A 12,044-nucleotide genomic window follows, 5' to 3' on the forward strand; every position below is an offset into this window, starting at 1 on the left:
AAAGAGCCCACATACTATAGCTAAAACTAATCAGGCTTATAGCTTCTAAATTTATAGCTTCTAAATCAGTAAGAACGAAATATAGTAGCTGGTTAAAATAGTGTATGGTTGAAATGGTTGGTGGGTCAAAAACTGGCAATAAAAAAGGGTTTATCATTTGATAAACCCTTTTCTTATCAAAATAATTTAATAATAAATTATTTGATTTTTGCTTCTTTAAAGATGACGTGCTGGCGTACTTTTGGATCAAACTTTTTGATTTCCATTTTACCAGGCATAGTGCGCTTATTTTTGGTAGTGGTGTAGTAATACCCAGTACCAGCAGTTGATACTAATTTAATTTTATCTCTCATGATAGCTTTCCTGTAAATGAGGGGTCTTCAAACGATAGGTACGATTGCAAAAAGGTCAGTTGCTACAAAGAAGGTAGCCAAAAAGCAGCTTAGAGGGTGAAAATTATCGACCGCTCAAGCTGCTTCTCTTAACTTATACTTTTTGACCTTGTGCGCGTAGATCCGCTAACACTTTGTCGATACCAAGTTTGTCAATGATGCGCATACCTTTGGTAGACACACGTAGACGTACAAAACGATTTTCAGACTCTACCCAAAAACGATGGTTATGAAGGTTTGGTAGAAAGCGACGACGGGTTTTGTTGTTTGCGTGCGAAACATTATTACCCACCATAGGGCGCTTTCCAGTCACTTGGCAAACTCTAGACATGGCGAACTCCTAATCTATGAGGTATGAGGGATTCTCATACCAGTCTGGGCAAGTTGCACGTTTTTGCGGCATGGACACAGCAAGCGGCAGCTTTGCACCAAACAAAACTATTATGAAGGTTGAGCTGATATTACTGTCATCTAAAGGCAAATAACAGGCAAACCAATTCAGAAAATTTTAAAGCCGACATTTATACCATAAAACTAATGAATACTCAAATATTTTTATAATAATCGCCGCTTTAAACGATAGCTATTATACCCTGAATTGCACACGCTATGTGATTGATTATTTAATAGTAAAGATGAATTTTTTAGTTGTAAGTTATAACAAAAGTCAGTAAAGTTGCGGTTATATATTTAATACAATCTGTTAATACAAATGCTATCATTGTAAGTATGTGTATCTTTACTTAAATGAATGATTGCTATCATGGAGTTTCAAAATGTCTTATAGCTCGCTACCCATAACTTCTAAGCTATTCCAGCTTACCTTTTTGACTTGTGCATTGGCTTTAGCAGGTTGTGGTGGTGGGGATGGCGTAGATTCTCTTCCACCAGTATTAGGAGATGGTAATGGAAGTAATCCTAGTGATCCAAGTAACCCAGGTGGTGGTAGTGAACTCCCTGTTGGTGAGTTAAAGATCTCAGAAAGCAAGTTAGTGGATATAGATGGTAATCCAATTAATTCAGTGAGCTTGGAAGGGGCGTATTACGAGATCAAAGTGACTAATAGTAGTGATCAGCCTGCTGCAAATGCCAAAGTCACTTTTTCTATTGATGCTGAAGGTATTACGTTATCACAAACAACTTCGGGTGCTACCTTAACTAATAGTGAGGGTAAAGCTCGTATTTTTCTAAAACCTAATGCTCCAGAAGTTTCAGGCGCCTATACAGTTACTGCAAATGCTAGCAATAGTAACAACACAGTTATAAGTAATCTGACTTTTTCTGTACAAGCTACTAATGTAACACTTAGTGCACTAACGACTGAAATGGCGCTTTTGCCATCAGGTGGACAGACAACGATATCGTTTAAAGTTAGCGATACGGCTGGTAACCCTTTGAGTGGTGTACTTGTTAATCTAAATGCTAGCTGCGGTCAGTTGCCGATGCAAATGAGTTCAGATTCAGATGGAACTATAAAGGTGGTCTATAAGGCTATCAACGCAGATAATACGCTATGTAGTGGTAACGTTCATATATCCGCAAGTACGGGTAACACAGTGCAGTCTACTAATATTAGTGTAAAAACACCTGAAGCAAACTCTATCATGTTTACATCAGACCCCTTTAGATTAGGCGCTAAAGAGAGTGGCTCATCAGCCACGGGAATATTAGAGTTTACGGTTTATTCAAATAATATCCCACTAGCAAATCAAGCTGTTGAATTAACCTTAAACAAAGCGCCCTTTGATTTAACATTCGACGTATTAGGCAATAGAGATAAAAGAGTAGTTACGACTGATCAGAATGGTCAGGTTTCTGTGCAGATATATCCTGGTACAACCCCAGGACCAGTGGAAATAAAGGCTGCTTTAGTTATTGATCCTAGTGTCAATGCTTTATCAAAAGGTATATTTATTGACAGCTCTCGCGTCACCCAAGATGGACTGAGCTTGTCTATGGGTAAAAACGTACTGGACTGGAGTATGGATGGTGATACAACATCTGTAACTGCTCGCATGGTTGACCGTAATGGTAATAAAGTACCTAATGGCACTATTGTTAGCTTTACTACTGAAGGTGGAAAAGTATTCCCGTCTAGTTGTGGTACTGTTGATGGTGCATGTAGCGTTGAATTCTCTACTCAAAACCCACGTCCAGGTGATGGGCGAGTGACTATTTTAGCGGTTGCAGAGGGTGAAAAAGCTTATATTGACAAAGATCAAAATAATGCTTGGAACGAAGGGATTGATACTTTAGTTCATAACATTGGCGATACATTCCGTGATGATAATGAAAATGGTACTTTTGAAATAGGTGAATTTACTTATCCGTTAACTACTCAAGCAACGGGTAAGTGTGAAAACAACATTAGAGAATTAATCAACCTTAAATTCCCATCGCTGAATGAATTAAAAAAACAGGCTTTCGAGAAAAACTATATCAATACGTTTGTATCACCTAATAAGCCAATGACTTGTACTACAGGTCTGTCTACAGTGGTACGTCATGAGTCCATTCAGTTGTTATCTAATGGTAATGGTGCTCTGTTTACACTATTGCAGCCAAGCTCGCAGATTATAACTAGCAAAGATAAAACCGTTATTGTACGCATTAATAGTGGTGGGTTTTATGACCTAAACCCTATGCCATCAGGTACTACTATCTCAGGAACAGTTGTTGATAAAACAAAAAGTAATCCTGTCGCTACAATTGTTCCAGCCACGCCTTCTACTGATGGTTTTGTTATAAAGGTCACTGGTGCGAACTCTAGTACTACTATAACGGTTAAAAAAGGTGATACTGCCTTTACAGTCAGTACCGATGCACAAGGCAATGGTGAAACATCATCGTTTACTGTAGCACCAACTGGCGATATAAAAGTTGAACAAGAAAGTTTAACTTGTACAGTAGAAATGGTTGGAGGGTTTGAAAAGGTTGCGGATATCGTTAATTCAGGCAAACCTGGTGATAATACAGGTACGATTAACACCTATGCTTTAAGTCAGTGTCAAGCAGGCGATTATTTTAAGTTATCTGTGACCTCGCCTAAAAATGAAACCACTACTCGTACTTATGTCCTTGAGTAAGTTTTAAGAATATTTAAATTAGAAAACCCCCAACCCCGCGTTGGGGGTTTTTGTATTCATAATCTCAATAACCAAATACAAGCAACTCAATCAGCAAAGTTTTGCAAAAGCGATTAGAATAGTCAGTTTCATATGCTGCTAACCATATTCAAAGTAAGCAGCACGTTTCATTTTTAATTGGGCGCACTATGTCAGACAATACCACGACTGCTACAGCAAGCATAAAGTCGAGCAAAAATTCTCAAAATTCACCAGTTGCGGCTGCTATTGATACCGCGACGTTATTGATCAAATGCCGTGATCAAGCGGGTATCGTACAGGCTGTATCTGAGTTTATACACCGTTATGGCGGCAATATTATCACTCTCGATCAGTATTCAACCGCTCATGAAGGCGGGCAGTACTTTATGCGTTTGGAGTTTGCGTTAGCAGGCTTGAGCGAAATTATGGATAACTTTGAAGCCAGCTTTGGGCATACGGTGGCTAAGCGCCATAATATGGCGTGGCGCTTACATAATAATGCGATTAAAACCAAGGTTGGCATCTTAGTATCAAAGTTTGACCATGCCTTGTTAGATTTACTGTGGCGGCATCAGCGCGGCTTGCTCGATTGCGAGATTACGTCTGTCGTTAGTAATCATGAGGATTTGCGCCAAGCAGTAGAAAACTTTGGCATCACTTTCCATTATGTGCCAGTCACCAAGGATAACAAAGCCGAGGCAGAAGAGCAGATTCATACCTTGATGTCAGGCAATGACTTGCTGGTATTGGCGCGTTATATGCAGATATTATCGTCTGACTTTGTCAAACGTTGGCCGATGCAAGTCATCAATATTCACCATTCATTTTTGCCCGCCTTTGTCGGTGCCGACCCTTATCGTCAGGCTTATGAGAAAGGCGTCAAGCTTATTGGTGCGACCGCGCATTATGTGACTGCCGAGCTTGACCAAGGGCCTATCATTGAGCAAGATGTGCATCGTGTCACTCATCGTCAAGGGGTGGCAGAGCTACGTGCTATTGGCCGTGATATCGAGCGCAATGTCTTGGCGCGCGCGGTGAATTGGCATGTGCAAAATCGCGTGATTGTGGCAGGTAATAAAACTGTGGTTTTTAATTAGCTTTTTTTAAGACGGTGTTAAACCAAAATAAGAGCGTAAAAAAGGCCGCCAGTATGGGTATTTAATACTGGCGGCCTTTTTTTAATCACATTACCACTATTATAGCACTGGATTTACAACAGCATCTCTAATACGAACTTGCTACCGACAAAGCCAATTGCTAATAGGATAAAGGCATAAATGGTCATATTGGCAGCGCGTTTGCCACGCCATCCTGCGCGCCAATTACCCAATAATAATGCGCCAAATAACAGCCAAGATAACATGCTAAAGACCGTTTTATGAGCAAGGTGCTGTGCCAACAAATCTTCTACATAAACAAAGCCAATGCCAAGCGCGATACTGAGCAACACAAAGCCGACCAATAGCATATCGAACAATAGACTTTCCATGCTCTGCAAGGACGGCAGTTTATTGACCCAAAAGCGATGAATCGACTGGTGTTTCAGCTCGCGTATTTGTAAGCGCAAAAATAGCGCTTGCAGCGCTGCCATCAGCAGCACACAATAAGCAGCAAGCGATAGTAGGATATGCGTCTCTAACCCGACACTGATGTCCGTAATGGGACGATAAGGCGCGCGGCCGATATAACCGACTATCATCCCGGCTAATGCCGTCGGTGCTGCTAAAATACCGAGGCTGACGATAGGGCGGTATAAGCTAAAAATAACGTAGAAAAATAAGAAAAATAAACTGATCAGGCTAATGGTATTAAACAAGTTGAAATTTAGCCCATAAAGCGTGACCACATGTGGATAGAGTAGTGCCGCATGTGCGAGCATGCCGACAACCAATAAACCTAAGCTCACGCCCTTGTGGATAGGTTTATCGTGAATCAGCGCCCAGCCGATATAGATGCTGACCAAAATATAAACCATGCCAGCCAGTAAAAATGCAAGTTGCAAGATAAAAAACCTCATCTCATGATGAGCGCAAAAACGCCGCTCAATTGAATGCTAAAATGGTATTATCAGAATGATTAGAATAATCCTCCAATTTATCATAAAATGGCAAGCAATTGAGCGCCATCTTACGGATTGATTATAGCGCTTGTAGGACAGTAGCGCTTACTACAAAAATGCCATTTGCAAAATGACTATAAGCTTTGCGGCCTCTTAATGCTATAGTATTGATAATATGCTACTTTTTATCATTAATTTTATAAAATACTACTGATCGTTTGTAGCATCGCCAAATCATATAAATCAGCAAGCAACGCTGAACCAAATTTGACGACGTATTGTTGTCATATTGTTTTTACCAAGAATTGTTTTTACCAAGAATTGTTTTTATCAAAAATTGTTTTTATCAAAAATTGTTTTCACTAAGAATTATTTTAATTGAGAGTTATTTATGTTTGATACCTTAACCGAACGCTTATCATCGAGCCTGCGTAATATCGCCGGTACTGGGCAGTTGACCGAAGATAATATCAAAGACACGCTGCGCGAAGTGCGCATGGCGCTATTAGAAGCCGACGTTGCGCTACCGGTAACACGTGATTTTGTCAAACGTGTCAAAGAGCAAGCGCTTGGCGCAGAAGTGCTCAAAGAGTTGGCGCCAGGACAAGCCTTTGTCAAAATCGTCCATGACGAGCTGACCGAAATGATGGGCAGTGCCAATCAGCAGCTTGAAATGACGGGTAAACCGCCGGTTGTTTATCTGCTAGCTGGTTTGCAAGGGGCGGGTAAAACCACCACCGCTGGTAAATTGGCGAAATTCTTACAAGAGCGTCATAAGAAAAAGGTCATGCTGGTTTCTGCCGACGTCTACCGCCCAGCGGCTATTAAACAGCTTGAGCAAGTAGCAGGACAAGTCAATGCCAAGTTCGTCAATTCAACAGTTGATGAAAATCCGATTGATATCGCTCGCCGGGCTATCGAAGAAGCTAAAATCCAATATCAAGATATTTTGATTATTGATACGGCTGGTCGTCTGGCTATCGATGAGACCATGATGGCTGAAATCAAGGCGTTAACCGCGGCGGTCAATCCATCTGAAACCTTATTTGTCGTCGATGCGATGACTGGTCAAGATGCGGCCAATACTGCCAAAGCCTTTAACGACGCGCTGCCATTGACCGGTGTCATTTTAACCAAGACCGACGGTGATGCTCGCGGCGGCGCGGCATTGTCTGTACGCGCCATTACTGGTAAACCGATTAAGTTTTTAGGTCGCGGTGAAAAACTCGATGCGCTCGAGCTGTTCCATCCTGAGCGTATCGCTCAGCGTATCCTTGGTATGGGTGACGTCTTAAGTTTAGTCGAAGAAGTCGAGCAAAAAATCGACCGTGATAAAGCCGTAAAAATGGCGAAAAAGATGCAAAAGGGCGGCGATTTCGACCTTGAGGATTTACTGACCCAGTTCCAACAAATGAAAAGCATGGGCGGCATGGCAGGTTTTTTAGATAAGATGCCTGGCATGGGCGGCTCTGATATGCAAAAAGCCGTTCAAGACGCTAAGCCTGAAGAAAAAGTACGTGAAATGGAAGCATTGATTAATTCAATGACGCCGTTTGAGCGTAAGAATCCCGATAAGATTAACCCAAGCCGCAAGCGCCGTATTGCCGCAGGTTCAGGACGTGAAATTCAAGACGTCAACCGTTTGCTCAAGCAGCACAAGCAAATGGCAAAAATGATGAAAATGATTTCTAAGCCTGAAGGTATCAGTAAAATGATGAAGTCGATGCAAGGCTTGATGGGCGGCGGCGGTGCTGGTGGAGGCGGTCCGTTATTTGGCGGTGGTCAGCAAGGCGGTGCCAAAGATGTGAATCCAGCGCAGATGGCAAAGCAGATGGGACTGGACCCAAACAATATGCCGAGCACCGAAGAGATGCAAAAGCAGATGCAAGAGCTACAAAACCAAGCGCCAAAGAAGTTTAAAACGCGCTTTTAATGAATAGATGCTCAGATTGATATATTACTTACTTTTTAACAAATTCCCCAAGGCTGAAATAGTTTTGGGGTTTTTTATGTCTGACGTATTTGCATAAATATTGATGGATGCACTAGGAAAATTTAGAAATTAATAAAATTCTTTTATCCTAAATGCTATGATAGGCGCTGATTGATGAGCGCATGTTTTGTGGTATTAAGAAAATAAGCCGAGGTAATGATGTTTTTAGCAATGGATACCGTATTTGAGCAGTGTTCGATCGCGATTTTAGATGCCAATGGTCAGGTGCTATCGAGTCATACCGAACAAGGCAAACGTGAGCAAACTCAGCACATTCTGCCAATGATTGATGAGGCTCTATCTGAAGCTAAGCTTAATCTGGCGCAGATAAAAGCATTGATATTCAACCGTGGCCCCGGTGCTTTTAGCGGTATAAGAATCAATACAGCGGTGGTGCAAGCCTTATCTGTCGCCCATGATATTCCTTGTGTGGGGGTTTCTAGCTTACAAGCCATTGCCCAGTGTGCGTATCAAAGGTATGGTTTGACGCAAGTTTATAGCGCGCTTGATGCGCGTATGCAGCAAGTATATTTTGGGCAATATGCACTAATAGACCATATCATGCAGCCTGTTGTGCAAGAAAGTGGCGAAGATACCGAGCGCTTACTTGATTATGACAGCCAAACCGCTGTCAATCTGCCTGTCGTCGGTAACGGTGCGCCGCTATTAAAATCGCATGACGAACAAATCTGTCACGAAGAGGTCTGGCCAGATGCGGTATTGATTGGACAATTGGGTATCGCTCAATTCGTACAGACAGGCGGTAGCGATGCCGCTAATGCCTTACCAAAGTACTTGCGCAATCAAGCATGGAAAACGCTAAAAGAGCAAGGTAAGGCATAGGGCTTACCTGATGATTCGTAAGCAATGTACTTTTTTTATTACGTATAAACGACTATAAAAGCAACAACAATATAAAACAGCGGCTAGCGCTGTTTTTTTAGGGAAGCAACTGTGGATATACTGTTATTAATCCAAGCGCTCATTATGGGTATCGTTGAAGGTATCACTGAGTTTTTACCCATTTCTAGTACGGGGTATTTGATTTTATCAGCCGATTTAATGAGCTTTTGGACTAAGGAAAAAGTTGATTTGTTTGTGGTAGTAGTCCAGCTTGGTGCTATCTTAGCGGTCATTTATGATTACTGGGGCAGGCTCTGGCAAGCGCTCATGGGGCTACTGACCGGTAAAGCGGAAGGTATGAGTAATCCAAGGCAGCTTGGTTTAAGCTTAATTGTTGCGACCATTCCGGTAATGATTGTAGGTTTTACTTTTGCTGATGAGATTAAAGCGTATTTGTTTAATCCTATCGTTGTGGCAATTATGCTGATTGTCGGCGGTCTGCTGATATTTTATGTCGAAAATCGACCTAAAACGATTATTGCCCAAGAAGCAGAAGACGTCAGTCTAAAAACAGCGTTAATGATTGGTTTGATGCAGTGTCTGGCTTTGATACCTGGAACCTCACGCTCAGGGGCCACTATTATCGGCGCACTCTGGCTTGGCGTGTCGCGTAAGGCGTCTGCGGAGTTCTCTTTCTTTTTAGGCATACCTGTCATTGTTGGCGCAGCATTATTAGATTTGCTTAAGCATCATGATGTGTTGACCAGTAGCGAAGATTGGCTGGTATTGGGTATTGGCACCATAGTGTCATTTATCGTCGCTTTACTTTGTATCCGCCTATTGGTCGCGTGGGTTAGCCGTCGCGATTTTAAAATTTTTGCTTGGCTACGCATTATTACCGGCGTCATCGTATTGGTCGCCGCTTGGGGCTTTGGCTACCAGATGGCAGGCTAATTTTTAAAGATGTGGCGTTATCATTTTCAACTGGGTTAACGGTAACATTTTAAACCGTAAAACATTAAGAGGGAGGGCAATCATGAGCAATTTGCAACAAACATCAAGCGACTTTATGCATTGCCAGCTTTTTTATGTCAATGAAGCCCAACAAGCGCAAATAGCCAGCCTCCAAGCGCTGGTAGTTAAACATCAATTGCCTATTGTTCTGAACATTGAGTTATTTAGCGAAAAGCTCAATCAAAAACGTCGTCAGCAATTAAGTCAGCATTCTATCCAGCCTATCTTAGTATTAGATGAAAAAGATAAGCTATCATGGCTGAGCGATGGGCTGAGCGTGGCGCCCGAATGGGATAAGCTACAACGCCGAGTGGTGAGTGCCGGGCGTAAGTCTGAGTTACTGCTACAAGCTGCTAAAATTACAGCGGATAGCACGGTCATTGATGCGACCGCAGGCTTTGGGCATGACAGCCTCATATTAGCCAGTACTGGCGCTCAAGTCATTATGCTTGAGGAGCAGCCCTTGATGGCGCTACTTTTGCTAGCTGAACAGCAGCGGATGAGTGCGCTGGCAAATTGGCAAAAACTGATGCGCCGTCTACAGATTATCAATACCGATGCGCTGAGTTATTTTGAAAGTATTGATTTTGCAGATTCTAGTAATGGTTCGACCGCTGATAGCCATCAGAATATTGATGTGGTATATCTCGATCCTATGTTTCCAGAGGATAGCTATCAAGATAACAAAACGGGTAAAGGCGCGAAAGTGGGCAAGCATATGCAAGCTTTGCACCAATTGGCACGTCCGCCAACGCTAGAAGAAGAGTCGCAATTGCTCCAAAGTGCACAAGCAATCGTCCGTCAAGGTGCAGGACAAGGCCGGGTCGTCGTCAAGCGCCCGCAGCTCGCCCCATTACTTGCTAACCAACAACCGAGCGAAAGCTGGCATAATGAAGCAGTACGTTTTGATGGGTATTTCGTTTAAAAAACCTTTCGTTATCATGGATGGACTTAGTTAATCAGTTTGAGTGTTTAGAATACAAAGATTTAGAAGTGGTGGATTTAATAGTAATGGATTCAGGAGAAAAGGATGTCAACGATTATAATTTGGGTCATTGGTGCAGGCTTATTACTGATGAATATTGCGTTGCGAACAGAAGTTTTACAGCTCAAAGCCCACCTAAAAGCGCTTAGGAATCCAAAAGAACAAATGGACTACTTACGGCAGCAAGCAAAGCTTAGCCAAAATAATAAAATGGCATCCATTAAGGCATTACGCAAGCAATATCCTGAGTTGTCGCTCATTGAAGCCAACAACTTATGGCAACAAATCCAATAGCTCGCCAACCCTTTCGCTTCTATTCGCTTAGCCTAGCAGCTTGCAAAAAAGTATATAAAATTTCTATAGATGATAATAAAACGCCATGACATTTAACGACAAATTACAAGCCTACCTGCAATTAACGCGCTTTGATAAACCTGTAGGTATCGAGCTGTTGCTCTGGCCAACGCTCTGGGGGGTAATGCTGGCGGCGATGGGTCAAGTGCAGCAGCAAGGCATGGTAGCAGCTCTGCCAAGTTTTAGAGTCTTTGTTATTTTTGCGCTCGGTGCGATTTTTATGCGCGCGGCAGGCTGTGCAATCAATGATTTTGCCGATCGTAAGGTCGACGGTCATGTCAGCCGTACCAAAGGTCGTCCATTAGCAGATGGACGCTTGTCTGCTAAAGAAGCCATTGCCGCGTTTTTAGTATTGGTATTGCTTAGTGCCAGTTTGCTATTCTTTTTGCCTATTGCCGTTTTTTACTGGTCGCTTGGTGCCGTTATATTGGCGTTTATTTATCCATTTATGAAGCGCTTTACCCATTTGCCACAAGTCTTTTTAGCGGCAGCTTTTGGGTGGGCAATACCGATGGCCTATGTGGCGATACAAGGCGCGCCTGATATCTGGTGCTGGTTATTATTTATCGCTTATATGTGCTGGACTGTGGCTTATGATACCCAGTACGCGATGGCGGATCGTGAGGATGATTTAAAAATTGGCGTCAAATCAACGGCGATATTATTTGGTCGCTACGATGTGATTATTATCTCGCTGCTACAAACCGTATTTTTAGTTATTATGGGTGCGGTCATGTGGCATTACTTTGCGCCAACCAGTGTGGGCGTGATACCAGTATTTGGTTTGGCGCTCGTGGCGATGATGTTTGCCAAGCAGAACAGCGCTTGTGCCAGTCGTCAAGCACTGGCCTGTTTTCAGGCATTTTTGGCCAATATATGGGTAGGGCGTTACGTCTTTGTTCTTATCGCAATGGCGTGTTTATGGACGGCTTTTAATGGATAACTTTAAGAAACTTTCAAAGTCAAAAGCTAGAAAGGTATCTGATGTTAAGGCGCCAGTTATCGATTATCAGGCAAAGCTAGCTGAACATGGCTTAACACGCGCACAAGTCATCGAAACTGAGCGCAAATTGGCGAAATTTGCCAATACCATGGATTCGCTCGTACGTATTCCTTTTACCAAACAAGGCATGGGGGCTGATGCGGCGCTGTCGACCATTCCGCTGGCGGGAGATTTGGCAGGACTGGCGCTGACTAGCTATGCTTTTATATTAGGTCGGCAGTTGGGCGTGCCTGCGCATAAAATGACCCCAGCGGTTAGATTGGCGCTGATTGATATGGTGGTTGGTATCGTACC

At 42.7% G+C, this 12,044-nt stretch carries 11 protein-coding genes and 1 pseudogene; 9 read left to right on the top strand and 3 right to left on the bottom strand.

Features of this window, described 5'->3' with window-relative positions; translation table 11 throughout:
- Window positions 1-197 precede the first annotated feature (197 nt).
- Together rpmG and rpmB are read right to left on the bottom strand one after the other, a co-directional pair.
- Entirely contained in the window at window positions 198-353 is a 156-nt protein-coding gene (gene rpmG, locus V7D75_RS00910) for a 50S ribosomal protein L33 (RefSeq protein WP_010201403.1), read from the bottom strand.
- Window positions 354-486: 133 nt separating this feature from the next.
- Window positions 487-723 carry a 50S ribosomal protein L28 gene (gene rpmB, locus V7D75_RS00915; protein WP_057761372.1) on the bottom strand — a complete coding sequence of 79 codons (237 nt, stop codon included), beginning with the start codon at window positions 721-723 and terminating at the stop codon, window positions 487-489.
- A 445-nt stretch (window positions 724-1,168) separates the two neighbouring features.
- On the opposite strand from rpmB, the gene V7D75_RS00920 reads away from it, so the two are divergent.
- Complete coding sequence (locus V7D75_RS00920; protein WP_333613026.1) at window positions 1,169-3,478, top strand: hypothetical protein; 2,310 nt, start codon at window positions 1,169-1,171, stop codon at window positions 3,476-3,478.
- A 188-nt stretch (window positions 3,479-3,666) separates the two neighbouring features.
- Entirely contained in the window at window positions 3,667-4,596 is a 930-nt protein-coding gene (purU, locus tag V7D75_RS00925; RefSeq protein ID WP_333613027.1) for a formyltetrahydrofolate deformylase, read from the top strand.
- Window positions 4,597-4,709: 113 nt separating this feature from the next.
- Here purU and V7D75_RS00930 read toward each other — a convergent pair whose 3' ends face one another.
- Window positions 4,710-5,516 carry a cytochrome C assembly family protein gene (locus V7D75_RS00930; protein WP_333613028.1) on the bottom strand — a complete coding sequence of 269 codons (807 nt, stop codon included), beginning with the start codon at window positions 5,514-5,516 and terminating at the stop codon, window positions 4,710-4,712.
- Between the two features lie 433 nt (window positions 5,517-5,949).
- Here V7D75_RS00930 and ffh point away from each other — a divergent pair, with 433 nt between their 5' ends.
- From ffh to V7D75_RS00965, 7 genes and pseudogenes are all read left to right on the top strand, one after another.
- Window positions 5,950-7,491 carry a signal recognition particle protein gene (ffh, locus tag V7D75_RS00935; RefSeq protein ID WP_333613029.1) on the top strand — a complete coding sequence of 514 codons (1,542 nt, stop codon included), beginning with the start codon at window positions 5,950-5,952 and terminating at the stop codon, window positions 7,489-7,491.
- A gap of 219 nt (window positions 7,492-7,710) precedes the next feature.
- Window positions 7,711-8,394: a tRNA (adenosine(37)-N6)-threonylcarbamoyltransferase complex dimerization subunit type 1 TsaB gene (gene tsaB, locus V7D75_RS00940; protein ID WP_333613098.1), complete on the top strand. Its 684-nt coding sequence runs from the start codon at window positions 7,711-7,713 to the stop codon at window positions 8,392-8,394.
- A 111-nt stretch (window positions 8,395-8,505) separates the two neighbouring features.
- Window positions 8,506-9,348: an undecaprenyl-diphosphate phosphatase gene (locus V7D75_RS00945; RefSeq protein WP_333613030.1), complete on the top strand. Its 843-nt coding sequence runs from the start codon at window positions 8,506-8,508 to the stop codon at window positions 9,346-9,348.
- 82 nt (window positions 9,349-9,430) lie between these two features.
- Complete coding sequence (locus V7D75_RS00950; RefSeq protein ID WP_333613031.1) at window positions 9,431-10,333, top strand: class I SAM-dependent methyltransferase; 903 nt, start codon at window positions 9,431-9,433, stop codon at window positions 10,331-10,333.
- A gap of 105 nt (window positions 10,334-10,438) precedes the next feature.
- Window positions 10,439-10,687, top strand: a complete 249-nt coding sequence (locus V7D75_RS00955) for a hypothetical protein (protein WP_068403940.1) — start codon at window positions 10,439-10,441, stop codon at window positions 10,685-10,687.
- Between the two features lie 85 nt (window positions 10,688-10,772).
- Complete coding sequence (gene ubiA / locus V7D75_RS00960) at window positions 10,773-11,690, top strand: 4-hydroxybenzoate octaprenyltransferase (protein ID WP_333613032.1); 918 nt, start codon at window positions 10,773-10,775, stop codon at window positions 11,688-11,690.
- Between the two features lie 109 nt (window positions 11,691-11,799).
- Window positions 11,800-12,044 (top strand): annotated as a pseudogene (locus tag V7D75_RS00965) (DUF4112 domain-containing protein); the annotation flags it as partial.

This window comes from Psychrobacter sp. (genome assembly GCF_036731945.1).
Classification (GTDB): domain Bacteria; phylum Pseudomonadota; class Gammaproteobacteria; order Pseudomonadales; family Moraxellaceae; genus Psychrobacter.

Bases quoted from the DNA above. Each gene is read 5' to 3' on its own strand.
- rpmB (WP_057761372.1), bottom strand. From the start codon at position 723: ATGTCTAGAGTTTGCCAAGTGACTGGAAAGCGCCCTATGGTGGGTAAT.
- rpmG (WP_010201403.1), bottom strand. From the start codon at position 353: ATGAGAGATAAAATTAAATTAGTATCAACTGCTGGTACTGGGTATTAC.
- purU (WP_333613027.1), top strand. From the start codon at position 3,667: ATGTCAGACAATACCACGACTGCTACAGCAAGCATAAAGTCGAGCAAA.
- ubiA (WP_333613032.1), top strand. From the start codon at position 10,773: ATGACATTTAACGACAAATTACAAGCCTACCTGCAATTAACGCGCTTT.
- V7D75_RS00950 (WP_333613031.1), top strand. From the start codon at position 9,431: ATGAGCAATTTGCAACAAACATCAAGCGACTTTATGCATTGCCAGCTT.
- V7D75_RS00955 (WP_068403940.1), top strand. From the start codon at position 10,439: ATGTCAACGATTATAATTTGGGTCATTGGTGCAGGCTTATTACTGATG.
- ffh (WP_333613029.1), top strand. From the start codon at position 5,950: ATGTTTGATACCTTAACCGAACGCTTATCATCGAGCCTGCGTAATATC.
- V7D75_RS00920 (WP_333613026.1), top strand. From the start codon at position 1,169: ATGTCTTATAGCTCGCTACCCATAACTTCTAAGCTATTCCAGCTTACC.
- tsaB (WP_333613098.1), top strand. From the start codon at position 7,711: ATGTTTTTAGCAATGGATACCGTATTTGAGCAGTGTTCGATCGCGATT.
- V7D75_RS00930 (WP_333613028.1), bottom strand. From the start codon at position 5,516: ATGAGGTTTTTTATCTTGCAACTTGCATTTTTACTGGCTGGCATGGTT.